This is a genomic window from Pseudomonas sp. M2(2023), assembly GCF_030263955.1.
Lineage (GTDB): Bacteria > Pseudomonadota > Gammaproteobacteria > Pseudomonadales > Pseudomonadaceae > Aquipseudomonas > Aquipseudomonas asiatica.
In genome coordinates, this window is sequence record NZ_CP127114.1 from 1,223,726 (window position 1) to 1,246,364 (window position 22,639).

A 22,639-nucleotide genomic window follows, 5' to 3' on the forward strand; every position below is an offset into this window, starting at 1 on the left:
ATGGGTTTCAACCTTTCTGCCTGGGCGCTGCGCAACCGCCAGATCGTCCTGTTCCTGATGATCCTGCTGGCGGCCATTGGCGCCATGTCCTACACCAAGCTCGGCCAGAGTGAGGACCCGCCGTTCACCTTCAAGGCCATGGTCATTCGTACCCTGTGGCCCGGTGCCACCGCTGAGGAAGTGTCGCGTCAGGTCACCGAGCGCATCGAAAAAAAGCTGATGGAAACCGGCGAGTACGAGCGGATCGTCTCGTTCTCCCGCCCGGGCGAATCGCAGGTCACCTTCATGGCCCGCGACTCGCTGCATTCCAGGGACATCCCCGAGCTGTGGTACCAGATCCGCAAGAAGGTCGCGGACATCCGCCACACCTTGCCGCCGGAGATCCAGGGCCCGTTCTTCAATGACGAGTTCGGCACCACCTTCGGCAATATCTATGCACTGACCGGTGAGGGCTTCGACTACGCGGTGCTCAAGGACTATGCCGACCGTATCCAGATCCAGTTGCAGCGGGTCAAGGACGTGGGCAAGGTCGAGCTGATCGGGCTGCAGGACGAGAAAATCTGGATCGAGCTATCCAACGTCAAGCTGGCCACCCTCGGCGTGCCGCTGGAGGCCGTGCAGCAGGCCCTGCAGGAGCAGAATGCGGTCAGCACCGCCGGTTTCTTCGAAACGCCCAGCGAGCGCCTGCAACTGCGGGTGAGCGGGCGCTTCGACAGCGTCGAGCAGATCCGCCAGTTCCCCATCCGCATAGCTGAACGCACCTTCCGTATCGGCGATGTGGCCGAGGTGCACCGCGGCTTCAACGACCCGCCCGCACCGCGCATGCGTTTCATGGGCGAGGATGCCATTGGCCTGGCGGTTTCGATGAAGGACGGCGGCGACATCCTGGTGCTGGGCAAGGCATTGGAAAGCGAGTTCGAGCGCCTGGCACGCAGCCTGCCGGCCGGCATGGAACTGCGCAAGGTCTCGGACCAGCCGGCGGCGGTCAAGGCCGGCGTGGGCGAGTTTGTCCAGGTGCTGGTCGAGGCGCTGGTCATCGTGCTGTTGGTAAGTTTCTTCTCGTTGGGCTTGCGCACGGGGCTGGTGGTGGCGCTGGCCATCCCGTTGGTGCTGGCCATGACCTTCGCCGCCATGCACTACTTCGGTATCGGCCTGCACAAGATCTCCCTCGGCGCGCTGGTGCTGGCCTTGGGCTTGTTGGTCGATGATGCGATCATTGCCGTGGAGATGATGGCGATCAAGATGGAGCAGGGCTACGACCGCCTCAAGGCGGCCAGCTACGCCTGGAGCAGCACCGCGTTCCCGATGCTCACCGGCACCCTGATCACGGCGGCGGGTTTCCTGCCCATTGCCACGGCGGCCTCCAGTACGGGCGAATACACCCGTTCGATTTTCCAGGTGGTGACCATCGCCTTGCTGACCTCCTGGGTCGCCGCCGTGGTATTCGTGCCTTACCTGGGCGAGCGCCTGCTGCCGGACCTGGCCAAGCTGCATGCCTCCCGTCATGGCAAGGACGGCCACGCGCCAGACCCTTACGCCACACCGTTCTACCAGCGTGTACGGCGTGTGGTGGAGTGGTGCGTGCGGCGGCGCAAGACGGTGATCCTGCTGACCATTGCCGCCTTTGTAGGAAGTATCCTGCTGTTCCGTTTCGTGCCCCAGCAGTTCTTCCCGGCCTCAGGGCGCCCGGAGTTGATGGTCGACCTGAAACTGGCCGAGGGTGCCTCGCTGGCCAACACCGCCGAGCGGGTCAAGCAACTGGAGGCGTTGCTCAAGCAGCAGGAAGGTATCGACAATTATGTGGCCTACGTGGGCACCGGTTCGCCGCGTTTCTACCTGCCACTGGACCAGCAGCTGCCGGCGGCCAGCTTCGCCCAGTTCGTGGTACTGGCTAAGTCGATGGAGGACCGCGAGCGCCTGCGCAGCTGGCTGATCAGCACCATGGACCAGCAGTTCCCCGACCTGCGTGCCCGGGTCACCCGCCTGGAAAATGGCCCGCCCGTGGGGTACCCAGTGCAGTTCCGGGTGACTGGCGAGCACATCGAGAAGGCCCGTGCGCTGGCCCGTGAAGTGGCCGACAAGGTGCGCCAGAACCCGCATGTGGTGAATGTGCACCTGGACTGGGAAGAGCCGAGCAAGGCGGTGTTCCTCGAAATCGACCAGGACCGCGCCCGCGCCTTGGGCGTGAGCACCGCTCACCTGTCGAGCTTCCTGCAAAGCTCGCTGACCGGCACCACGGTCAGCCAGTATCGCGAGGACAACGAGTTGATCGAGATCCTGCTGCGCGGCACTCGGCAGGAACGCAGCGAGCTGGGCAACCTCGGCAGCCTGGCACTGCCGACCGACAATGGCCAGAGCGTGGCGTTGTCGCAGGTCGCGACTCTGGAGTACGGCTTCGAGGAGGGCATCATCTGGCACCGTAACCGCTTGCCGACGGTGACCGTGCGCGCCGATATCTACGACAAGGAGCAGCCGGCGACGCTGGTGAAGCAGATCGAGCCGACCCTGCATGACATCCGCGCCAAGCTGCCGGACGGCTATTTGCTGGAAGTGGGCGGCACGGTCGAGGACTCCGAGCGCGGGCAGAAGTCGGTGAATGCCGGCATGCCGCTGTTCGTGGTGGTGGTGCTGAGCTTGCTGATGATCCAGCTGCGCAGCTTCTCGCGCACGGTGATGGTGTTCCTCACTGCGCCGCTGGGGCTGATTGGCGTGACCTTGTTCTTGCTGGTATTCCGCCAGCCGTTCGGCTTTGTCGCCATGCTTGGCACCATTGCCCTGGCGGGGATGATCATGCGCAACTCGGTGATCCTGGTGGACCAGATCGAGCAGGACATCGCGGCGGGGCTGGATCGCTGGCAAGCAATCATCGAAGCCACGGTGAGGCGCTTCCGCCCGATCGTACTGACTGCTCTGGCGGCGGTGCTGGCGATGATCCCGTTGTCGCGCAGTGTGTTCTACGGGCCGATGGCGGTGGCGATCATGGGCGGGTTGATCGTGGCCACCGTGCTTACCCTGCTGTTCCTGCCGGCGTTGTATGCGGCTTGGTTCAGGGTGAAGAAGGGCTGAAGGCCGCAGGGGAGGGCTTTGCCCTCGAATCGCCGGCAAGCCAGTTCCCACAGAACTGCACATAACTCGTTAGCAGGGACACTGTGGGAGCGGCTTTAGCCGCGAACACCGGCGCAGCCGGTGCCATACACCGCGTTGGATTCTTCGCGGCTAAAGCCGCTCCCACCTCGACCGCATTGTCCTCAAGCCATGCGCTATCTCTGTGGGAGCTGGCTTGCCGGCGATGGGCTGCAAAGCAGCCCCCAGGGGGCCCTCAGAGGGCGCCGAAGACCTTCTTGGCCAGGCTTGTAGCCGCTTCGGCCGGGTTCTGACGAATGCTCTGCTCCTGCTTGGCAATCATTTCAAACAGGCCATCCAGTGCCTTTTCAGTCACGTAGTTCTCGATGCTGGCGCTCTTGGCATCGACCACACCCAACGCCACTGCCTGCCCGGCAAAGTTGTTGTACTGCTGAGCCAGGCCAACCTTGTCGGTAGCCTGCTTGACGATCGGCAGGAACTTGGCGCGGATCTGCTCGCGGCTGCTCTTGTTCAGGTACTGGGTGGCCGAATCGTCACCGCCGGCGAGGATGCCCTTGGCATCGGTCACGCTCATGTTCTTCACGGCATCTACCAGAATCGCCTGGGCCTGCGGCACAGCAGCCTCGGCGGCCTTGTTCATGCTGGCTTCCAAGGCCTCGACCTGTTCACCCTTGCCGAACATCTTCATCGCCTTGGCGGCCTTGCCCAGGTTGCCAGGCAGTTCGATGCGCACGTCGGGGTTGTCGCTGAAGCCGCCGGGGGTGCTCAGCTGCTTGACGGCCAATTGTGCGCCTTGGGTCAGGGCATCCTTCAGGCCGCCAGTGGCGTCTTTCTGGGTCAGATCGCCCAGCGACAGGGCCAGGGCACTGGCCGACAGCAGCAGGCCGGCACACAGGGTGGTGAAGCGCAGGGAAGTGCGGATCATGAAGCTTTCCTTGTAAACAGATGAATACGGGTGTCAGCGGACCGGATCGACCTTGATCCGCACGGGCTGAGGGTCACTGCCGTCGAGCATGACACCGTGGTGCTCGGTGTTTATGAACAGCAGCTTGCCGCCCAGCTCGATGCGCGCGCTTACCGCATAGCGGTGGCCTGGCTTGACCTGGGCCGGGTCGTAGATGAGGTGGAATGGCAGCGGTACGTTGCCTTTGACCGGGCCAGCCTGGCGGGCCAGGGTAACCGCCGGGGCGTCCATCAGCGAGACGTCCTGCAGCTCCACGCTGAGGGTGGCGGCCGGTGGCAGGGCACTGCGTTGCAGGTAGAAGACTTCGCCATCCAGGCTGGCCTGGTTGGACGGGGTGTGGCTGGAGCAGGCTGCGAGCAAGGATGCGCAACACAGCATAAAGAGCTTTTTCATGGTATCTCCGAAGTCCTTGGCGTTGGCTTGTGGCCAACCCCAGGGACTTTAGCGGATTTCTTCTGATGGGTCCTTGATGAAGATGCGACAAGGAGGGGGAGAGCAAGGCGAAGCGCAATATTCAGCTGCGGCGCGGCGGTCGCAGGCTGATTGCCTCCAGTTCGGTAACGCTTTGAAGGGTCAGGCCGCGCAGCGTTCTCCCGGCGTACGGGGTCATGGTATGTGGGTCGTAGTAGGCCACGCGCAGATGCAAGGGTTCGTCGTCATTGACTGTGTTGCCATCCAGGTACGTGGTAAGCGTCACAGGTCCCTGTGTCGGCCACAGGGCGGCACCGGCAATGTAGCTGGAGCTTCTGTTGCTGTAACCGTCTTCCTGGGTCCGATACAGGCCGAACGTCATGAGCGCCTGTGGCCTTAGCAACTCTTCGGGAATCTCGATGATGTTCTTCATCTCGATGATCGCGGGCGACAGGGGCTGCTGACTTTGCTCGCCAGGCTGGGCGGGTATCCTCAGGACCATGGGAGGGTTTGGCTCAGGCTGGTCGATTGCAAGTGGCATCGACAGGCTCAAGCCGTTTGGCTCTTCATTGACGCCAACACCATAACTGGCCACTAGCGTTGGTTCGGCACCTTCCGGCAGGCTATTGCGGTCCAGCAGCAAGTTGAAAGGCATTGCGACGCCAAGCGTCTGGCACCCCCAGGCGGCCAGGATGATCTTGTTCTCATCCGTGCCCAACTGCACGCGTACGCCAAGGTGCGGTGCGCCTTCAGCTGTATGGATGCACGACGGGACAAGCACGGTCCCGCGGATCTCGATGAAGTTGGCGGGTAGCATGTTGGTTTTCCTCGGTTCGGTCATGGGTACAGGTGCCAGTCACTCAGCGAGGTTGTCGCTGAACTGGCGACCGTTTTCGGTGGCAATCTGGTCGACAGTCACCCGTTGTGTACCCGATACCGTGGCTGGTTCTATCGAGTGACGGCTGGTGGTGATGTAGCGCAGTTGGCCGTCTATCTCGATGCGCGCGGCGAGGGCATAGCTGCGGCGTGGGTCGATAAGGCTGGTATCAAACGTCAGCGGCAGTTTGATCGGCATCAGGCCGCCACAGCGCAGACGCAACTCGGCAAGGCTGATGGAGCGCGCATCTGCCTTCGAAATATCGATCAGCTTCAATTCAACCAGGCCGGACGGTGCGAGCGTGTTATCGCCAGAGGAAACGATTTCAACGTCCAGCGTTTTCATTTGAGTCATTTTGGTGCTCCTTGAGAGGGATGTGCTGAAGTAGCACCGTGATCCTGATCCCTCCCAAGGGCTGAGAGCAGCCTGAAAAGTTACCGCTGTATAACCTCCGCAGGCTCATCGCGGTGCAATGCCACCTGGCGGATCGACAGGCGCAGTTCCGCAGACAGCACGCGCTTGGCCACGCCTTCGGCCAGCTCGCCGAGCTTGTTGCGATAACCGAGCTTGCCTTGGGCGTCAGCATGCAGCACGCCTTGCTCGACCAGGGTCTGGATGAAGTGGCGGAACAGGGTCTTGTCGAAGAATTCCGGGGCGTTCAGGCCGTGCAGGATCGACAGGCGCTGGGCCATCATCACGCACAGGTCTTCCAGTTCTTCGGCGCTGAGGCTGTTCTGCCCGCTGTTGAGCAACAGCGAGGTGGCCATGTAGAAACGCTGCAGGGTCTGGGTGATAGTGCGGGCGAGCAGGGTCAGCAACACGAACTGCCGCGAGCTGGGCGCCGGGCGAATGTAGATGGCGTTGTCCTGGCGCAGCAGCCCTTGCTCGACCAGTGCGGCCAGCCACTGGTCGATCACCGCGTCCAGTTGTTCCGGCGTCCAGCGCAGGAACAGTTCGGCCTGAAGGTAGGGATACAGCGCGTGTACATACTGGCCCAGCAGTTCGCGGCTCATGCGCGAGCTGCTGAGGAAGAAGCTGGCCAGCAGCGCCGGCAGGGCGAAGATGTGCAGCACGTTGTTGCGGTAATAGGTCATCAGTACCGCGTTGCCTTCATCCAGGTACAGGATGCGGCCCAGGGCGTCCTTCTGCTCGGCCACCAGGTTCATCCCGCGCACATGCTCGATCAGCGCCTGGCCGTCGCCGTCGGGCAGGGTGGTGTGCGGCGAGTAGGGTACCTGGCGCAGCAAGGTCAGGTACAGGTCGAGCACGCGGGTCAGGGCGCGCTCGTCCAGGGCCAGGCGGCTGGTGGACAGCAGCGCCAGCGCCACCAGGTTGACCGGGTTGATAGCGGCCGCCTCGTTGAGGTGGCGGGCAACGGTTTCGCCCAGGCGGGTGGTGGTGGCGTTGAGCCAGGCCGGGCGGTACTGCGGGCCGTGGTCCTGTTCACGCCAGCCGGGTTGTTGCTGGTCGAGGAAACCGGCCAGGCGGATCGGCTCGCCAAAGTTCACGTACACCTGGCCAAATCGCTGCCTGAGCGCGCCGAACACCTTGAAGATATCGAAGATCGACTCTTTCTTCTTGCTGGCACCGCGCAGCTCGCCCAGGTAGGTGCGGCCTTCGAGCACGCGCTCGTAGCCGATGTAAACCGGCACGAAAACGATTGGCGTACGCGATGAACGCAGGAAGCTGCGCAGGGTAATGGCCAGCATCCCGGTGCGCGGCTGCAGCATGCGCCCGGTGCGCGAGCGCCCGCCTTCGACGAAGTACTCGACCGGAAAGCCCTTGGTGTACAGGGTGTGCAGGTACTCGTTGAACACCGCGGTGTACAGCGGGTTGCCCTTGAACGTGCGGCGCATGAAGAAGGCGCCGCCACGGCGTAGCAGGTTACCCACCAGCGGCATGTTGAGGTTGATGCCCGCGGCCACGTGCGGCGGCGTCAGGCCGTTGCGAAACAGCAGGTACGACAGCAGCAGGTAGTCGATGTGGCTGCGGTGGCACGGCACATAGATCACTTCGTGGCCGGGTGCGATGCCTTGCACCTGCTCGATGTGGTTGACCTTGATGCCGTCGTAGATCTTGTTCCAGAACCAGCTCAGCACCACTTCGAGGAAGCGGATCGCGGTGTAGGTGTAGTCCGAGGCAATCTCGTTGCCATAGCGCAGGGCCTGGGCTTCGGCCTTGGCCAGCGGCAGGTTTTCCCGCTGCGCCTCATCGACGATGGCCTGGCGCACCTGGGGCGCGTGGATCAGGCCTTTGACCAGGTTGCGCCGGTGCGAGATGTCCGGGCCGATGACTGCGGTCTTCAGGTTGCGAAAGTGCACGCGCATCACGCGCTGGGCCATGCGTACGGTGCGTTCGTGGCCCTTGTTGTGCTGTACCAGTTCGCGCAGGTGAATGGGCGCGGAGAACTGCACCCGGGTCTTGCGCCCGAGGATCAGTACGGTCAGCAGCCGGCGCAGGCGCCCGGTAACCGCCCAGCTGTCGGCGAACAGCAACTTCCACGGGCTGGATTCACTTGCCGGGGTCTGCCCCCAGAACACACTGACCGGAATGATCTGCGCATCCTCTTCGGCATGCTGACTGATGGCGGCGACCAGGCGCTCCAAGGTGGGTGGGGCACCGCGCTTGTCATGGCGGCCGAGCCAGTCCGGGTCCGGGGTGAGGTAGAAGAATGCCGCAGGCTCCTGCAGCGGGCCAACCGCCACCGGCAGCACCGGGCGCGGCAGGCCCGCCTTGGTGCATTCATGGTCGAGCACGACCAGGTCGGTGAGCGCGGGCGAGGGCAAGGCATAGAATACCGGCCGGCTGCGGTCGAGCTTGAGGGTGAGGGAAGACTGGTTGATGGTCTCGGAGCGCACCCACAGGTACAACAGGCGACGCAGGGCGCCGAAGATCAGGCGGCGCAGGGGGGAACGGGTCATGGGGTGTGTGCCCTGGGGGTGGTTTTCAGGTGGGTATCCAGCCAATTAGTCTGCCGTATCCGCGCAAGTTCAGCAAAAATCGCCGAACGGCGCGACGTTCATCAAATTTTTTTGTTCTGTGTCATATACTCGGCCTGCCACTTGCAAGATATTTGCGCAAGCGGCGTCGACACAGGGAGGGACTCTGTGTCTGCAAGGCGATCTTCACAATAAAAATCCGGAGTAGTTCAGATGTCGTCTCGTGAGACTGGGAATGTAAAGTGGTTCAACGATGCCAAGGGTTATGGCTTCATTCAGCGCGAAGGTGGTGCGGATGTATTCGTCCACTATCGGGCGATCCGCGGTGAGGGGCATCGTACCCTGGTCGAAGGTCAGCGGGTGGAATACGCCTGCGTGCAGGGCCAGAAAGGCCTGCAAGCCGAGGACGTGGTAGGCCTCTGAGCCTCATGCGGTAAGGCTTGTTGTGGGAGCTGGCTTGCCGGCGATCACCGGCGAAGCCGGTGCCAGGCACCGTGTTGCCTGCATCGCCGGCAAGCCGGGCTCCCACAAAGAATGCAGTGCATTCAGGTGCGCCAGGTGATTTCCTCTTCACCGTCGGCGCTGATGCGGACCCAGCGGTCGGCATCTTCTTCCCCATCTTCCTCCACCCAGCCACCTGGCGCGCAGCGCACTTCCACGCCCAGTGCGGCAAATGCGGCGCGGGCGCAGGCAACGTCATCGGCCCACGGCGTCTGGTCGCTTTCCAGGTACAGGCTGTTCCATTTCCCTACAGCCTTGGGTAACCAGGTGACCGGAATGTTACCGGCCTGGCATTTGAAGGTATGGCCTTTCTGCTTCCATTCGCTGCATGGGCCGATTGCCTGGGCGAGCCACTCGGCAATCTGCTTGTGGTCGACGTCGGCGTCCTTCAGGTAGATCTCGATATCAGGTTGGCGCATAAGGGCTCCGGGTGTGCTCAGTCTTGGCGCACGAAATAGTCATAACGCATTGAAACCGTGACTTCGAACGGCTCGGGCTGGTCAATCACCCGGGCACGCTTTTCGGCACTGGCGCGCCAGCCGTGCGGGGTCATGGCCAGCAGGTCGGCGCGGGCCTTGGGCGCGGCCAGGCTCAGGCGGAACTCCAGGGTTTCGCTGTGGGCGTGGACCATGCCTTCGGGGACCAGGGCCAGGTGTTTGTCGTCGGCGTAAGGGCGTACTTCATCGTAGAGCACTTCGCGCAGCTCCATCAGGTGGCCGCTGGTGGGGCCGACCCGCATCAGGCCGCCGCCGGGACTGAGCAGGCGCTTGGCCTCGGCCCAGTCCAGCGGGCTGAATACGCTGGCGATGAACTGGCAGCTGGCGTCGGCCAGCGGCACGCGGGCCATACTGGCGACCATCCAGGTAACCTCGGGCGCTCGGCGGCAAGCACGCTTGACCGCCTCACGGGAGATGTCCAGGGCGTAGCCGTCGGCGGCCGGCAGGGCCTGGGCGATCTGCGCGGTGTAGTAACCCTCGCCACAGCCGATGTCCAGCCAGGCCCCGGGCTGGCGCTCGGCGGCCAGCTCGGCCAGGCGGCGCGCCACCGGCGCGTAGTGGCCGGCGTCGAGGAAATCGCGGCGGGCTTCGACCATGGCCTGGTTGTCACCCGGGTCGCGGCTGTTCTTGTGCTGCACCGGCAGCAGGTTCAGGTAACCCTGGCGGGCCCGGTCGAAGCGGTGGCCGGCCGGGCACACCACACCGTTGTCGAGCCGGCTCAGTGGCGCCTGGCAAAGAGGGCAGGCGAGCATCAGGCGAGCAACCGGACCAGAGTCTGGTAATAGATTTCGGTCAGCAGATCGAGATCGCTGGCCAGGATCCGCTCATCCACCTGGTGGATGGTGGCGTTGACCGGGCCGAGCTCGACCACCTGGGTGCCCATGGTGGCGATGAAGCGCCCATCGGAGGTACCGCCGCTGGTCGACGGCTGGGTGTCGCGGCCGGTGACGCCCTTGATGCTGGCCGAGACGGCGTCCAGCAATTCGCCCGGTTCGGTAAGGAACGGCAGGCCCGACAACGCCCAGTCGATCGACCAGTCCAGCTCATGCTTGTCGAGGATCGCCGACACCCGCGCCTGCAGGCCTTCGACGGTGGACTCGGTAGAGAAACGGAAGTTGAACAGGGCGGTCAGCTCGCCGGGGACCACGTTGGTGGCGCCGGTGCCGGAATTGAGGTTGGAGATCTGGAAACTGGTCGGCGGGAAGAACGCGTTGCCTTCGTCCCAGTGCTCGGCCGCCAGTTCCGCCAGGGCCGGAGCGGCCAGGTGGATCGGGTTGCGCGCCAGGTGCGGGTAGGCCACATGGCCCTGCTTGCCGCGCACGGTCAGCTTGGCGCCCAGCGAGCCACGGCGGCCATTCTTGACCACGTCACCCAGCAGGGTGGTGCTGGAGGGTTCGCCGACGATGCACCAGTCCAGGCGCTCGTTGCGTGCTTTCAGGCGCTCGACCACGGCCTTGGTGCCATGGTGGGCCGGGCCTTCCTCGTCGCTGGTAATCAGGAACGCGACCTTGCCGCGGTGGTCCGGGTAGTCCTGCACGAAGCGTTCGCTGGCAATCACCATGGAGGCCAGGCTGCCTTTCATGTCGGCGGCGCCACGACCGCAGAGCATGCCGTCGGCGTCGATCAGCGCTTCGAACGGCTCATGCTGCCATTGCTGCACCGGGCCGGTGGGTACCACGTCGGTGTGGCCGGCGAAGCACAGCACCGGGCCATCCTGGCTGCCGTGGGTGGCCCAGAAATTGTCGACGTCCTCGATGCGCATCGGCTCGAGCTGGAAGCCTACGGCGCCCAAGCGGTTCATCATCTGCGCCTGGCAGTCGGCGTCGACGGGGGTGACCGAGGGGCGACGGATCAGGTCGCAGGCCAGTTGAAGGGTAGGCGAGAGCTCGGCAGGGGCCGTCATGGGGAACTCCGGGGCAAGGCAAGGCGGGGAAATCTGAGGGCGTTATCTTATATCAAACCGATGGGCCATTGGGGCCGCTTTGCGGCCCTATCGCGACACAAGGCCGCTCCCACAGGATCACCACAGCCCATCAGGCGTGTGCAATACCTGTGGGAACGGCCTTGTGTCGCGAAAGGGGCGCAAAGCGGCCCCAGGATCTCAGGCCTGCTGCGCCTCGGCGGCCTTTTCCCCAGGCTTGGGCAGCGAAGACAGGAACGCCATCACCAGCGCCGCCACATAAGGCAACGATTGCACCAGCAACATCGCCACCCAGAAGCGCATGTCCGAGCTCGGCAGCCCCTGTACCAGGTAGATGCCCAGCGCTGCGCCCCACAGCAGCAACATGATGAACAGCTCTTCCCGCGCCTCGGAAATCGCCACCAGCAGCCCGTGGCTGTCGGCGTTCTTCGGTGTGCGGAAGAACGGCATGCTGCTGGTGAAGAACCCGTACAGCACCGCCTTGGCGATGGTATGCGACAGTGCCAGCCCGGCCAGCGCCGCAGCAAAGGCATCTTTCAGGTTCACCCCTACCGCGCGGCGGTAGAGGAAGATGATCTTGCCGACCTTGAAGAAGAACAGTGCCAGCGGCGGAATGGCAAAGATCATCAGCGGCGGGTCGACCCGGTGCGGCACGATGATCATCGCCGCCGACCACAGCAGCGCGCCGATGGTGAAGAAGATGTTCATGCCATCGGCGATCCACGGCAGCCAGCCGGCCAGGAAGTGGTAGCGCTGGCCGCGGGTCAGCTCGCTGCCCTTGCCGCGCAGCAGGGCGCTGGCGTGGTGCTTGATGATCTGGATGGCGCCGTAGGCCCAGCGGAAGCGTTGCTTCTTGAAGTCGATGAAGGTGTCGGGCATCAGGCCCTTGCCGTAGCTGTTGTGGGCATAGGCGGCCGACAGGCCCTTTTCGAATACCCGCAAGCCCAGTTCGGCGTCCTCGCAGATGCACCACTCGGCCCAGCCCAACTCTTCCAGCACGCTGCGGCGGGTCATGGTCATGGTACCGTGCTGGATGATCGCGTCACGGTCGTTGCGGGTGACCATGCCGATGTGGAAGAAGCCCTTGTACTCGCTGTAACACAGCTTCTTGAAGGCGCTTTCGTGCTGGTCGCGGTAGTCCTGCGGCGACTGCACCACGGCAATCTTCGGGTCGGCGAAGTGCGGCACCATGTGCTTGAGCCAGTTGCGGTCGACGCAGTAGTCCGAGTCGATCACCGCGATCACTTCGGCGTCCTTGGCGGTATGCGGGATCAGGTAGTTCAATGCGCCGCCCTTGAAACCGGCCAGGGGCGCGACGTGGAAGAACCTGAAGCGCTCGCCGAGCTTCTCGCAATGGGCCTTGAGCGGCTCCCACACGGCCGGGTCCTTGGTGTTGTTGTCGATCACCAGCACTTCGTAGTCGGGGTAGTCCAGCGCGGCCAGGGCATCGAGGGTTTGTTTGACCATCTCCGGCGGCTCGTTGTAGCACGGCACATGCACCGATACCTTGGGCCGGTAGGCGCTATCGGCCTGCACCGGCAGGAATTCGCGCCGGCGCTTGTGTATCCATACTGCCTCGGCCAGTTCGTGGGCCTCGGTCAGCAGCACGATGAACACGCCCAGCGCGCCGAGGGCAAGCAGCACGCCTACGGTCAGGCTGAACCAGGTGCTGTATTGCTGGCTGTAGTCGTAGGCGATCCATACCAGCACCGACCCGCACAGGAAGGTGATGAAGGTCAGGAAGGTGCGGCCGCGCTGGCGCAGGGCCGAACCGTCGATGAACAGTACCATCAAGGCGATCATCGCCAGCACTACCGAGGCCACCGCCAGGGCGCGCCATTGCGGTATTGCCACCACCGGGCCGTCAAAGTTGAATTTTTGCTGGCGTTCGGCGTTGTACACGCCCCAGTAGGCGCCCACCGAGCCTTCGTCGCTGGCCTTCCACGGCTGGTCGTAGGCTTCGATGACGAAGTAATTGTAACCACGGCGGTTGAGGGTGTTGACCAGGGTACGCAGGTAGATGGCCTGGTCAGCCTGGGTGGCATCGGCGCCGCCGCGCATGCGGCCGTTGCTCGGCCAGCCGACTTCCGACAGCAGCAGGGGTTTGCGCGGGAACTGGTGCTTCAGCTCGCGGGCACGGTCGAGCACGAACTCGACCGAATCCTTCATAGGCACGAACTCCCAGTACGGCAGGATGTGCGCGGCAATCAGGTCGACGTGCTTGGCCAGCTGCGGGTTTTCCTTCCAGATGTGCCATTGCTCACTGGTGGTCACCGGCACCTTGACCGCTGCGCGTACCCGGTCCAGGTACTTGATCAGGTTTTCCGGGGTGACTTCTTCGCGGAACAGCGCCTCGTTGCCCACCACCACCCGCACCACGCTGCGCGAGGTGTTGGCCAGCTGGATGGCCGTGGCGATTTCGCGTTCGTTGCGCTCCAGGTCCGGGCTGATCCAGATGCCCAGCGTCACCCGCAGGCCGAATTCCTCGGCCAGGCGCGGGATATCCGCCTGGGTGCCCTCCACGGTGTAGATCCGGATGCTGTCGGTCAGTTTGCTCAACTGTTCCAGGTCCTGGCGCATCTCGTCGTCACTGGGGTACTGGCCCTTCTGCGGGCTTTCGCCCAGGCGGAACGGTGAATACGAGAAGCCAGAGATCTGCTCTGGCCAGGCGGGGGCGGAGACCGGGCGGTTGATCAGTGCCCAGAACCCGGTGAACAACGCGGCGATGGCCAGGACCACGACCAGGTTCAGGCCGAATTTACGTGAAGACATTGTCGTCCATATGTGTCGAAGTGATAGGACATTAAAGCAGGGTTGGTAGTCTCTTTCCTAACGATGCAGGCCATGGGCCCGCTGGCATATAATGCGCGCCGGTTTTTTGGGGTATGAACATGAGCACAGAAGATCCACGCTTCGCCGGCGTTGCCCGGCTGTATGGCGACCAGGGGTTGCACCGTCTGGGCCAGGCCCATGTGGCCGTGGTCGGCATTGGCGGAGTAGGCTCGTGGGCGGCGGAAGCGCTGGCACGCAGTGGCGTGGGCGAGATCACCCTGTTCGACCTTGACGATGTGTGCGTCAGCAACACCAACCGCCAGGCCCATGCTTTGGAAGGGCAGGTGGGGCGGCCCAAGGTCGAGGTCATGGCCGAGCGCCTGCGGGCGATCAACCCGGGGTGTACGGTGCATGCTGTCGCTGACTTCGTCACCCGCGACACCATGGTCGAGTACATCACCGAGAACCTCGACTGTGTGATCGACTGCATCGACAGCGTCATGGCCAAGGCGGCGCTGATTGCCTGGTGCCGGCGGCGCAAGATCGCCATCGTCACCACGGGGGGCGCCGGTGGGCAGATCGACCCGACACAGATCCAGATCGCCGACCTGAACAAGACCTTCAACGACCCGCTGGCCTCGCGGGTGCGTTCCACCCTGCGCCGCGACTATAACTTCTCGCGCAATGTCAGCCGCAACTATGGCGTGCCATGCGTGTTCTCCAGTGAACAGCTGCGCTACCCCAAGGGCGATGGCAGCGTTTGCCTGCAGAAAAGCTTCGTGGGCGAGGGCGTGCGGCTGGACTGCTCGGGTGGCTTTGGCGCGGTGATGATGGTGACCGCGACCTTTGGCATGGTGGCAGCGAGCAAGGCGGTGGAAAAACTGGTAGCGGGGGCGCGGCGGCCTTCGGAGCGGGTCAAGCCTGAATAGACCGCGTGGGCTTCTTCGCGGGCTTGCCCGCTCCCACAGGTACTGCATCTCTCTCAAGATAGGTGAAGGTCCTGTGGGAGCGGGCGAGCCCGCGAAGAAGCCAGCACCGATTCAACGGTTGGACGCCAGCTCCGCCATCCGCTGCAACACCGCATGCAGCCCATTGCTGCGCGATGGCGAAAGCTGGCGCTCCAGGCCCAGCTGAGTAAACCACTCACGCAGATCGAGCCCGGCAAGTTCTTCACTGGCCAACCCCTGCACCCGCACCAGCAACAACGCCAGCAGCCCGCGCAACAGGCGTGCATCGCTGCTGGCCTTGAACCGCCACAAACCCTCGGCCTGCTCGGCCACCAGCCATACCAGGCTTTCGCAACCATGCACCCGGTTGGCCTCGGTCTTTTCAGTATCAGCCAGCGGTTCCAGCCGATCGCCCCACTGCATCAGCAGCCGCGCACGCTGTTCCCAACCCTTGCCCTGCTCGAAAGCTTCCAGCGCCTGGCGCGCCTGATCGGGCAAGGTCATCGCAACAGCTCCAGGCCTTGATCCAACGCCTCGAAGAAACGCTGCAAGTCATCGCTGTCGTTATACAGCCCCAATGACACGCGGATCGCGCCCTCCAGGCCCAAGCCCTTCAGCAGCGGCATCGCACAGTGGTGCCCGGCACGCACGGCAATGCCTTGCTCGGTCAGCAGGTGGGCGATGTCGGCGTTGTGCACGCCTTCGATGACGAAACTGGCAAGGGCCGCCTGTGGCGTCCCCAGGATGCGCACGCCATCGCGGTCTGCCAGGCCGCGCAGCAAGTGCTGGTGCAGGCTGGTTTCATGGGCTACGAGTGCCTGGGCATCGAGGCTGGCCAGGTAGTCCAGGGTCGCACCCAGGCCGATCACCCCGGCGATCGGTGGCGTGCCAGCCTCGAACCCCAGCGGCGCCGGGCGGAAGCTGGCGCTGTGGTACTCGGCCAGTTGCACCATCTCGCCGCCGAACTGCCAATGGTGCAGCAGCTCCAGCGCCTGGCTGCGGCCGTACAGCACGCCCACGCCTTCCGGGCCGTACAGCTTGTGACTGGAGAACACATAGAAGTCGCAGCCAAGCTGCTGCACATCATGGCGGCCATGCACCACGCCCTGGGCACCGTCGACCACTGTCAGCGCGCCTTGCGCACGGGCATGGGCCAGCAGTGCCGGTAACGGTTGCCAGGTGCCCAGCACGTTGGACAGCTGGCTCACCGCCAGCACCCGGGTGCGCGGGCCGATCAGTTGCAGCGCCTGGTCCAGGTCGATGCGGCCATGGGCATCCAGCGGCAGCACCACCAGACGCAGGTTGCGCCGGCGCGCCAGCTGTTGCCAGGGCAGCAGGTTGGCATGGTGCTCCAGGGCACTGACGGCAATTTCGTCACCGGCCTCGAAGCGGTGTTCCAGGCCATAGGCCAGCAGGTTCAGCGCCGAAGTGGCACCGTGGGTGAAGATGATCTGCCGCGAGTCTGGCGCATTGAGCCAGGCGGCAACCTTGTCGCGGCTGGTTTCGAAGGCCTGTGTGGCCAGTGCGCCGGGCAAGTGCTGGGCACGGTGCACGTTGGCTGCGCCATGGCCGTAGTAATGGCTCAGGGCATCGAGCAGGGCTTGCGGCTTCTGGGTGGTGGCGGCGCTGTCCAGGTAGGTCTGGTGCTGCCGTTGCAGGGCGGCGATGGCGGGAAAATCGGCACGCCAGGGGGAGGGCTGAAACATGGTCGCGGGGCCTGGAATGAAAATCGGGTCTGGCGTGGTGCCAGACCCGATCTTAACATTTCAAACGCTGAGAATCCGCTGTTCGCGAGCAAGCTCGCTCCGGCAGCGGTTGAAGGGGTCTCAGTTGTGCGCGTGCAGCGCCTCGTTCAGCTCGATGGCCGACTTGTGGGTCTTGCACTCCACCGCGCCGTTCAGCGAGTTGCGGCGGAACAGCAGGTCGGTCTGGCCGGCCAGGTCGCGGGCCTTGACCACTTTGACCAGCTGGTTGTTCTCGTCCAGCAGGTTCACCTTGGTACCGGCGGTGATGTACAGGCCGGCTTCGACAGTGTTGCGGTCGCCCAGCGGAATGCCGATACCGGCGTTGGCGCCGATCAGGCAGCCTTCGCCAACCTTGATGACGATGTTGCCGCCACCGGACAGGGTGCCCATGGTCGAGCAGCCGCCGCCCAGGTCCGAGCCCTTGCCAACGAATACGCCAGCGGAAACGCGGCCTTCGATCATGCCCGGGCCTTCGGTGCCAGCGTTAAAGTTGACGAAGCCTTCGTGCATGATGGTGGTGCCTTCGCCGATGTAGGCGCCCAGGCGCACGCGGGCAGTGTCGGCGATACGCACGCCGGCCGGGACCACGTAGTCGGTCATTTTCGGGAACTTGTCCACCGAGAACACTTCCAGCAGCTCGCCCTTCAGGCGCGCTTCCAGTTGCAGTTCAGCGAGTTCGGCCAGGTCGACCGCGCCCTGGTTGGTCCAGGCCACGTTCGGCAGCAGCGGGAAGATGCCAGCCAGGCTCACGCCGTGCGGCTTGACCAGGCGGTGCGACAGCAGGTGCAGCTTGAGGTAGGCCTCTGGCGTCGAGGTCAGCGCGGCGTCTTCGGCCAGCAGGGTGGCGACCAGTGGCTTGTGGCTTTCGGCCAGGCGGGTCAGCAGGGCGGCTTGGGTGGCATCCACACCTTTCACGGCTTCGGCCAGTTGAGCGGCCTGGGCGTTGCTGAAGGCGATGGCCTGGTTGCCACCTTGGTAACCGAGAACAGGGGCTACTGCAGCGACCAGTTCGGCGCTCGGGTTGAGCAGCGGTTGTGCGTAGAACACTTCCAGCCAGGCGCCCTGGCGGTTCTGGGAGCCGACACCGAAGGCCAGGCTGAACAGGGTATTGGACATGTGATTACCTCGTGCGAAATAGGGTAGGGGCTCAGGCCAGGGCAGCGGCGTACAGGTCGGGCTTGAAGCCCACCAGGGTACGCGCGCCAAGGTCGAGCACCGGGCGCTTGATCATCGACGGCTGGGCCAGCATCAGCTCGACGGCCTTGGCCTGGTCGAGGTCGGCCTTGCTGGCGTCGTCCAGCTTGCGGAAGGTGGTGCCGGCACGGTTGAGGATGACTTCCCAGCCGTGTTCCTCGCACCAGCGGTTCAGGCTGTCACGGTCGATGCCTTGGGCCTTGTAGTCGTGGAATTCGTAGGCGATGGCCTGGTCTTCGAGCCAGGTACGTGCCTTTTTCATGGTGTCACAGGCTTTAATGCCGTAGAGCGTGTAGGTCATTGTGTGCATTGGGGATCACAGGCTGCCCCAATCTCTCCGTTTTCCGATTTCAGTCGCGGGATTATGCGGGAACGATCCTCGCGGCGCCACGCCCGTGGTGCCCATGTTTACTGATCAAGGTATGTCTCAAGCGACCAGGCGCTGTACCGAACCGATGATCTCATCACCGTGTTGCTGTTCGGCGGTGCGCAGATCGAAGGCGGTCTGCAGGTTGAGCCAGAACTCGGGGGTGGTGTCCAGGCAGATGGACAGGCGCAGCGCCATGTCGGCGGAAACACCGCCCCGTTCACGCAGGATGTTGTTGACGGTTGGCGTGGCAACGCCTAGCGCCCGGGCCAGTGCCGCGGCGCTGAAACCCATTTCTTTCTGGAAGTCCTCACGCAGGACTTCTCCGGGATGAATCGGACGCATACCGTTCTTGAGCATGGCGTACCTCAGGGCTGAATGCTTAACGTTCTTCGTTAAGGGTGATTGTATGACCGGATGCCGACAATTCAAGGCCTGATCCGGCCGTTGATGGCGTCCCCGGAACTATTGTGCGGCGGTCCTTTTGGCGACAGGCAGGTAATGGTGAAGGTTGCTAAGCATGTGCAACTTGCGTATGGTTTTTCCATGGAAGCCATTTTCTTCGAGACGTCCTTCTTCACCGCTACTGTGTCGGACTACCTGAGCGATGACGAGTACAAAGAGCTGCAGCAGGAGCTGCTGAAAAACCCTGAGTGCGGTGATGTGATGCCTCGTACCGGTGGCTTCAGGAAGCTTCGCTGGGGAGACAGGCGTCGTGGCAAAGGAAAGCGTGGCGGCCTGCGAGTCATCTATTACTGGCTGTCCAGCGATGGGCAAATGTGGATGTTCGCGATTTATGACAAGGATGAACTTGAGAATCTCACCTGCGATCAGGAGAGGGCTCTGAAACAGGCTATCACTGTGGAAGTCGAGGCGCGAAAAACGAAGCGATCGGTCAAGCAGAGGAGCAAATGAATGAAAAAGCGTGATTTGTTTGCCGAAATGATGAGCGGCATCGACGAGATGAAAGCGCAGCGCGAGGGGAAGATCACCCTGCGCCAGCATCATGTAAAGGCATTGGATGCACCCAAGGTTACTCCGCAGGAGATTGTCGCCATACGTGAGGGGCTGCGTATGTCGCAGGAGGTATTTGCCAGGTGCATCAGGACGAAGGCAGCAACGCTCCGGAACTGGGAGCAGGATAAAGCCAGCCCGAACCCTCAGGCGGCAATGTTGCTCAAGTTGGTCGAAAAATACCCGGATATGCTGGAGCGGCTTGAAGCCGTGTAAACATTTGGAATTACCCAGACCCGCTTCGGCGGGTCTATTTTTTCGCTTGAGACGCATCGTGTTACATATTCGTGCTTCCCTTGCGACTATCGTGCAGCGGCCCCGAATCGCCCGCCGCCGCTAACATATTGTTTCAATGGCGATGTTTCGCCCTGTTGTCGTTTCTGGTTCACAAAGGAAGCTTTCCCGGATGCAGTCCGCCTACACCGTCCTCATCCTGCTGACGCTGGTCAGCGTGTCGAAGCTGGTCGGCCGCATGATTCCGCTGCCCTTGCCGCTGGTACAGATCGCCGCCGGTGCCTTGCTCGCTTGGCCGACGCTGGGCTTGCATGTGGCACTGGACCCCGAGCTGTTCCTGTTCCTGTTCCTGCCGCCGTTGCTGTTCGCCGACGGCTGGCGCATTCCCAAGCGCGAGTTGTGGCGCATTCGTGGGCCGGTGGTGGCGCTGGCCGTGGGGCTGGTGCTGTTTACCGTGGTCGGGGCCGGTTACTTCATTCACTGGCTGCTGCCGAGCATCCCGCTGCCCGTGGCCTTCGCCCTGGCCGCAGTGTTGTCGCCAACCGACGCCGTGGCGGTTTCGGCCATTACCCAGGACCGCCTGCCCACCCCGCTGATGCACATGCTCCAGGGCGAGGCCCTGATGAACGATGCCTCGGGCCTGGTGACCTTCAAGTTCGCACTGGCGGCGGCGATCACCGGGGTGTTCTCGCTGACCGACGCAAGCTTCAGCTTCGTATTGGTCGCCCTGGGCGGCCTGGCGGTGGGCGTGGCCCTGAGCTGGCTGATCGGCCGCCTGCGTGCCTGGATGATTGCTCGCGGCTGGGACGACCCGGCCACGCATGTGGTGTTCATGTTGCTGCTGCCCTTCGCTGCCTACGTGCTGGCCGAGCGCCTGGGCATATCGGGCATCCTTTCGGCGGTGGCCGCCGGCATGATGCAGAGCTGGCTCGACCTGCTGCCACGGCAGACCAGCACGCGCCTGCTCAACCGCAGTGTGTGGTCGCTGCTGGAGTTCGCTTTCAACGGCCTGATCTTCCTGCTGCTGGGCCTGCAGTTGCCGGACATCATCAAGGCCGTGGTCAGCCATGAACCCACCGTATGGCCGACCTTGGCCTGGCGCTGCCTGGACGTGGTGGCGATCTTTGTGGCGCTGATCTTGCTGCGGTTCATCTGGGTCCAGAGCATCTGGCGCTCGATCGGTGTGGTACGCCGCTGGTGCGGCAAGCCGGCGCTGGTGCTGATGCCCACGGCGCGCTCCTGCTGGTTGCTGACCCTGGGTGGTGTGCGCGGTGCGGTCACCCTGGCCGGCGTGATGTCGATCCCGTTGCTGATGGCAGCAGGCAAGGCCTTCCCGGAGCGTGACTTGCTGATCTTCATTGCGGCCGGTGTGATCCTGTTGTCATTGATCAGCGCCTGTATCGCGCTGCCGCTGTTGCTGCGCGGGGTGACCAAGAGCCCGGACGAGCGCTTGCACCAGGAAGTGCAGGAGGCCTGGCGACGCACGGCCGAGGCGGCGATCCATGCGCTGGAGGCAGAGGAAGTGATCGACAGCAATGCGCCGCAGGATGCCGCGCAGGCGACCCTGGCGACCGAGTTGAAGGCGCGCTTGATGGCGGAATACCGCGATGAGCTGGACAGCTACAACGACAGCGCCGAGGCCAAGGCCCTGGCCGAGCAGATGGACCTGCTGGAGCGGCGTTTGCGCCTGCGGGCGCTGCGGGCCCAGCGGCTGGAGCTGTATGAACTGCATCGCCAGCATCTGGTGGGGGATGAAGTGGTGCGGCAGGTGCTGGGTGAGCTGGACATGAGTGAAGCGAACCTGGGGTCAGTCAGGTAGACCCCAAGGGGCCGCTTTGCGGCCCTGTGGGAGCGGGTTTACCCGCGAATCAGGCGACGCGGTGCATGGCACCGGCTGTGCCGGTGTTCGCGGATAAACCCGCTCCTACAGGTACTGCACAACACTCGAGAGTTGTACGGCCCCTGTCGAATCAGCGGTTCTGCAGGAATTCGCGAATCCGCTCCGCCGCCTCGATGCACTCGGCCAGCGGTGCAACCAGTGCCATGCGCACACGCCCGGCGCCCGGGTTCACGCCATCCACTTCACGCGACAGGTACGACCCCGGTACCACCGTCACATGCTGGGCCTCGAACAGGTCGCGTGTGAACTCGGCATCGCTGCCGGGCACCTTGGCCCACAGGTAGAAGCTGCCATCCGGGCGCTGCACATCCAGCACCGGCTGCAGGATATCAAGCACGGCGTCGTACTTGGCGCGGTACTGGTCGCGGTTCTCACGCACATGCGCCTCGTCCTGCCAGGCAGCGATACTGGCCAGCTGGGTTTGTACCGGCATGGCGCAGCCGTGGTAGGTACGGTACAGCAGGAACGGCTTGATGATCTCGGCGTCACCGGCGACGAAGCCCGAGCGCAGGCCCGGCAGGTTGGAACGCTTGGACAGGCTGTGGAATACCACGCAGCGCTTGAAGTCGCTGCGGCCCAGTTCCGCACAGGCAGTCAGCAGGCCTGGTGGCGGGGCATCCTCGTCGAAGTACAGCTCGCTGTAGCACTCGTCGGCGGCAATCACGAAGTCGTGCTCGTCGGCCAGGGCAATCAGCTTCTTCAGGGTGTCCATCGGCACCAGTGCGCCGGTGGGGTTGCCCGGCGAGCACAGGAACAGGATCTGGCAACGCTTCCACACTTCAGCCGGCACGGCGTCGAAGTCGGGGTTGAAGCCGTTGCTTTCCAGGCATGGCAGATAGTGCGGGGTGGCACCGGCCAGCAGCGCTGCGCCTTCGTAGATCTGGTAGAACGGGTTGGGGCTGACCACCAGGCCGTCATCGGCGCGGTTGACCACGGCCTGGGTGAAGGCGAACAGCGCTTCACGGGTGCCGTTGACCGGCAGGATGTGGCGGTCGGCATCCAGCCAGCCGGCCGGTACGCCGAAGCGCCGCTCGCACCACTGGCCGATGGCCTGGCGCAGGGCGGGCAGGCCGATGGTGCTCGGGTACACCGCCAGCTTGTCGAGGTTGTCGGCCATGGCCTGGGCGACGAACGCCGGCGATTCGTGCTTCGGCTCACCGATCGACAGGGCGATGGCGCGCTTGTCCGCCGCAGGTGCAACGCTGCCCAGCAGGGCGCGGAGTTTCTCGAACGGGTAGGGCTGAAGCTGGGTCAAGGCATGGTTCATCGGCG

The 22,639-nt window shown here is 63.7% G+C and carries 21 protein-coding genes; 6 read left to right on the forward strand and 15 right to left on the reverse strand.

Annotated features, from left to right (window positions below):
* The gene (locus QN085_RS05710) at nucleotides 1–3,066 is read left to right on the forward strand and encodes an efflux RND transporter permease subunit (protein WP_013971234.1); all 3,066 of its coding nucleotides are present in this window, start codon (nucleotides 1–3) and stop codon (nucleotides 3,064–3,066) included.
* 253 nt (nucleotides 3,067–3,319) lie between these two features.
* Here the strand turns inward: QN085_RS05710 and QN085_RS05715 are convergent, their stop codons facing one another.
* The 5 genes from QN085_RS05715 to plsB form a co-directional block, all read right to left on the reverse strand.
* Nucleotides 3,320–4,009: a DUF4197 domain-containing protein gene (locus tag QN085_RS05715; protein ID WP_013971235.1), complete on the reverse strand. Its 690-nt coding sequence runs from the start codon at nucleotides 4,007–4,009 to the stop codon at nucleotides 3,320–3,322.
* 33 nt (nucleotides 4,010–4,042) lie between these two features.
* Nucleotides 4,043–4,441, reverse strand: a complete 399-nt coding sequence (locus QN085_RS05720) for a YbaY family lipoprotein (RefSeq protein WP_023662357.1) — start codon at nucleotides 4,439–4,441, stop codon at nucleotides 4,043–4,045.
* Between the two features lie 121 nt (nucleotides 4,442–4,562).
* Nucleotides 4,563–5,276: a hypothetical protein gene (locus QN085_RS05725; protein ID WP_024086392.1), complete on the reverse strand. Its 714-nt coding sequence runs from the start codon at nucleotides 5,274–5,276 to the stop codon at nucleotides 4,563–4,565.
* Nucleotides 5,277–5,315: 39 nt separating this feature from the next.
* Nucleotides 5,316–5,690 carry a YbaY family lipoprotein gene (locus tag QN085_RS05730; RefSeq protein WP_013971237.1) on the reverse strand — a complete coding sequence of 125 codons (375 nt, stop codon included), beginning with the start codon at nucleotides 5,688–5,690 and terminating at the stop codon, nucleotides 5,316–5,318.
* 80 nt (nucleotides 5,691–5,770) lie between these two features.
* On the reverse strand, nucleotides 5,771–8,257 hold the full coding sequence (gene plsB / locus QN085_RS05735) for a glycerol-3-phosphate 1-O-acyltransferase PlsB (protein ID WP_013971238.1): 2,487 nt from the start codon (nucleotides 8,255–8,257) through the stop codon (nucleotides 5,771–5,773).
* Nucleotides 8,258–8,488: 231 nt separating this feature from the next.
* On the opposite strand from plsB, the gene QN085_RS05740 reads away from it, so the two are divergent.
* Nucleotides 8,489–8,698, forward strand: coding sequence for a cold-shock protein (locus QN085_RS05740; protein ID WP_003252255.1), 210 nt, complete (start codon nucleotides 8,489–8,491; stop codon nucleotides 8,696–8,698).
* A gap of 122 nt (nucleotides 8,699–8,820) precedes the next feature.
* Here the strand turns inward: QN085_RS05740 and QN085_RS05745 are convergent, their stop codons facing one another.
* From QN085_RS05745 to QN085_RS05760, 4 genes are all read right to left on the reverse strand, one after another.
* Nucleotides 8,821–9,195, reverse strand: a complete 375-nt coding sequence (locus QN085_RS05745; RefSeq protein ID WP_003257701.1) for a hypothetical protein — start codon at nucleotides 9,193–9,195, stop codon at nucleotides 8,821–8,823.
* Between the two features lie 17 nt (nucleotides 9,196–9,212).
* Nucleotides 9,213–10,025, reverse strand: a complete 813-nt coding sequence (locus QN085_RS05750) for a putative RNA methyltransferase (RefSeq protein ID WP_013971239.1) — start codon at nucleotides 10,023–10,025, stop codon at nucleotides 9,213–9,215.
* Nucleotides 10,025–11,176, reverse strand: coding sequence for a succinyl-diaminopimelate desuccinylase (dapE, locus tag QN085_RS05755; RefSeq protein WP_013971240.1), 1,152 nt, complete (start codon nucleotides 11,174–11,176; stop codon nucleotides 10,025–10,027). The genes QN085_RS05750 and dapE overlap by 1 nt, the downstream gene beginning before the upstream one ends.
* A 198-nt stretch (nucleotides 11,177–11,374) precedes the next feature.
* Nucleotides 11,375–13,966 carry a glycosyltransferase gene (locus tag QN085_RS05760; RefSeq protein WP_013971241.1) on the reverse strand — a complete coding sequence of 864 codons (2,592 nt, stop codon included), beginning with the start codon at nucleotides 13,964–13,966 and terminating at the stop codon, nucleotides 11,375–11,377.
* Nucleotides 13,967–14,085: 119 nt separating this feature from the next.
* Between QN085_RS05760 and tcdA the strand changes: the two genes are divergently transcribed.
* Complete coding sequence (gene tcdA, locus QN085_RS05765; protein WP_161795758.1) at nucleotides 14,086–14,895, forward strand: tRNA cyclic N6-threonylcarbamoyladenosine(37) synthase TcdA; 810 nt, start codon at nucleotides 14,086–14,088, stop codon at nucleotides 14,893–14,895.
* Between the two features lie 111 nt (nucleotides 14,896–15,006).
* Here tcdA and QN085_RS05770 read toward each other — a convergent pair whose 3' ends face one another.
* The 5 genes from QN085_RS05770 to graA all read right to left on the reverse strand — a co-directional run bounded on the left by QN085_RS05770 (nucleotide 15,007) and on the right by graA (nucleotide 18,579).
* Entirely contained in the window at nucleotides 15,007–15,417 is a 411-nt protein-coding gene (locus tag QN085_RS05770; RefSeq protein WP_013971243.1) for a SufE family protein, read from the reverse strand.
* The gene (locus QN085_RS05775; protein WP_013971244.1) at nucleotides 15,414–16,619 is read right to left on the reverse strand and encodes a cysteine desulfurase; all 1,206 of its coding nucleotides are present in this window, start codon (nucleotides 16,617–16,619) and stop codon (nucleotides 15,414–15,416) included. The genes QN085_RS05770 and QN085_RS05775 overlap by 4 nt, the downstream gene beginning before the upstream one ends.
* Before the next feature lie 120 nt (nucleotides 16,620–16,739).
* The gene (gene dapD, locus QN085_RS05780; RefSeq protein ID WP_013971245.1) at nucleotides 16,740–17,774 is read right to left on the reverse strand and encodes a 2,3,4,5-tetrahydropyridine-2,6-dicarboxylate N-succinyltransferase; all 1,035 of its coding nucleotides are present in this window, start codon (nucleotides 17,772–17,774) and stop codon (nucleotides 16,740–16,742) included.
* A gap of 31 nt (nucleotides 17,775–17,805) precedes the next feature.
* A complete protein-coding gene (locus tag QN085_RS05785; RefSeq protein WP_013971246.1) occupies nucleotides 17,806–18,153 on the reverse strand; it encodes an ArsC family reductase in 348 nt (115 codons plus the stop codon).
* A 126-nt stretch (nucleotides 18,154–18,279) separates the two neighbouring features.
* Entirely contained in the window at nucleotides 18,280–18,579 is a 300-nt protein-coding gene (gene graA, locus QN085_RS05790; RefSeq protein ID WP_004375387.1) for a type II toxin-antitoxin system antitoxin GraA, read from the reverse strand.
* Between the two features lie 186 nt (nucleotides 18,580–18,765).
* Between graA and QN085_RS05795 the strand changes: the two genes are divergently transcribed.
* The 3 genes from QN085_RS05795 to QN085_RS05805 all read left to right on the forward strand — a co-directional run bounded on the left by QN085_RS05795 (nucleotide 18,766) and on the right by QN085_RS05805 (nucleotide 21,286).
* Nucleotides 18,766–19,134 carry a hypothetical protein gene (locus QN085_RS05795; protein ID WP_031325085.1) on the forward strand — a complete coding sequence of 123 codons (369 nt, stop codon included), beginning with the start codon at nucleotides 18,766–18,768 and terminating at the stop codon, nucleotides 19,132–19,134.
* On the forward strand, nucleotides 19,135–19,449 hold the full coding sequence (locus tag QN085_RS05800; RefSeq protein ID WP_015269189.1) for a helix-turn-helix domain-containing protein: 315 nt from the start codon (nucleotides 19,135–19,137) through the stop codon (nucleotides 19,447–19,449).
* Between the two features lie 190 nt (nucleotides 19,450–19,639).
* A complete protein-coding gene (locus QN085_RS05805) occupies nucleotides 19,640–21,286 on the forward strand; it encodes a Na+/H+ antiporter (protein WP_285689850.1) in 1,647 nt (548 codons plus the stop codon).
* 151 nt (nucleotides 21,287–21,437) lie between these two features.
* Here the strand turns inward: QN085_RS05805 and dapC are convergent, their stop codons facing one another.
* Nucleotides 21,438–22,634, reverse strand: coding sequence for a succinyldiaminopimelate transaminase (gene dapC / locus QN085_RS05810; protein WP_013971248.1), 1,197 nt, complete (start codon nucleotides 22,632–22,634; stop codon nucleotides 21,438–21,440).
* Nucleotides 22,635–22,639 lie beyond the last annotated feature (5 nt).

Bases quoted from the DNA above. Each gene is read 5' to 3' on its own strand.
- QN085_RS05740 (WP_003252255.1), top strand. From the start codon at position 8,489: ATGTCGTCTCGTGAGACTGGGAATGTAAAGTGGTTCAACGATGCCAAG.
- QN085_RS05710 (WP_013971234.1), top strand. From the start codon at position 1: ATGGGTTTCAACCTTTCTGCCTGGGCGCTGCGCAACCGCCAGATCGTC.
- QN085_RS05785 (WP_013971246.1), bottom strand. From the start codon at position 18,153: ATGACCTACACGCTCTACGGCATTAAAGCCTGTGACACCATGAAAAAG.
- dapE (WP_013971240.1), bottom strand. From the start codon at position 11,176: ATGACGGCCCCTGCCGAGCTCTCGCCTACCCTTCAACTGGCCTGCGAC.
- dapD (WP_013971245.1), bottom strand. From the start codon at position 17,774: ATGTCCAATACCCTGTTCAGCCTGGCCTTCGGTGTCGGCTCCCAGAAC.
- plsB (WP_013971238.1), bottom strand. From the start codon at position 8,257: ATGACCCGTTCCCCCCTGCGCCGCCTGATCTTCGGCGCCCTGCGTCGC.
- QN085_RS05795 (WP_031325085.1), top strand. From the start codon at position 18,766: ATGGAAGCCATTTTCTTCGAGACGTCCTTCTTCACCGCTACTGTGTCG.
- QN085_RS05775 (WP_013971244.1), bottom strand. From the start codon at position 16,619: ATGTTTCAGCCCTCCCCCTGGCGTGCCGATTTTCCCGCCATCGCCGCC.
- tcdA (WP_161795758.1), top strand. From the start codon at position 14,086: ATGAGCACAGAAGATCCACGCTTCGCCGGCGTTGCCCGGCTGTATGGC.
- QN085_RS05770 (WP_013971243.1), bottom strand. From the start codon at position 15,417: ATGACCTTGCCCGATCAGGCGCGCCAGGCGCTGGAAGCTTTCGAGCAG.
- QN085_RS05725 (WP_024086392.1), bottom strand. From the start codon at position 5,276: ATGCTACCCGCCAACTTCATCGAGATCCGCGGGACCGTGCTTGTCCCG.
- QN085_RS05760 (WP_013971241.1), bottom strand. From the start codon at position 13,966: ATGTCTTCACGTAAATTCGGCCTGAACCTGGTCGTGGTCCTGGCCATC.
- QN085_RS05730 (WP_013971237.1), bottom strand. From the start codon at position 5,690: ATGACTCAAATGAAAACGCTGGACGTTGAAATCGTTTCCTCTGGCGAT.
- graA (WP_004375387.1), bottom strand. From the start codon at position 18,579: ATGCTCAAGAACGGTATGCGTCCGATTCATCCCGGAGAAGTCCTGCGT.
- dapC (WP_013971248.1), bottom strand. From the start codon at position 22,634: ATGAACCATGCCTTGACCCAGCTTCAGCCCTACCCGTTCGAGAAACTC.
- QN085_RS05715 (WP_013971235.1), bottom strand. From the start codon at position 4,009: ATGATCCGCACTTCCCTGCGCTTCACCACCCTGTGTGCCGGCCTGCTG.
- QN085_RS05800 (WP_015269189.1), top strand. From the start codon at position 19,135: ATGAAAAAGCGTGATTTGTTTGCCGAAATGATGAGCGGCATCGACGAG.
- QN085_RS05805 (WP_285689850.1), top strand. From the start codon at position 19,640: ATGCAGTCCGCCTACACCGTCCTCATCCTGCTGACGCTGGTCAGCGTG.
- QN085_RS05750 (WP_013971239.1), bottom strand. From the start codon at position 10,025: ATGCTCGCCTGCCCTCTTTGCCAGGCGCCACTGAGCCGGCTCGACAAC.
- QN085_RS05720 (WP_023662357.1), bottom strand. From the start codon at position 4,441: ATGAAAAAGCTCTTTATGCTGTGTTGCGCATCCTTGCTCGCAGCCTGC.
- QN085_RS05745 (WP_003257701.1), bottom strand. From the start codon at position 9,195: ATGCGCCAACCTGATATCGAGATCTACCTGAAGGACGCCGACGTCGAC.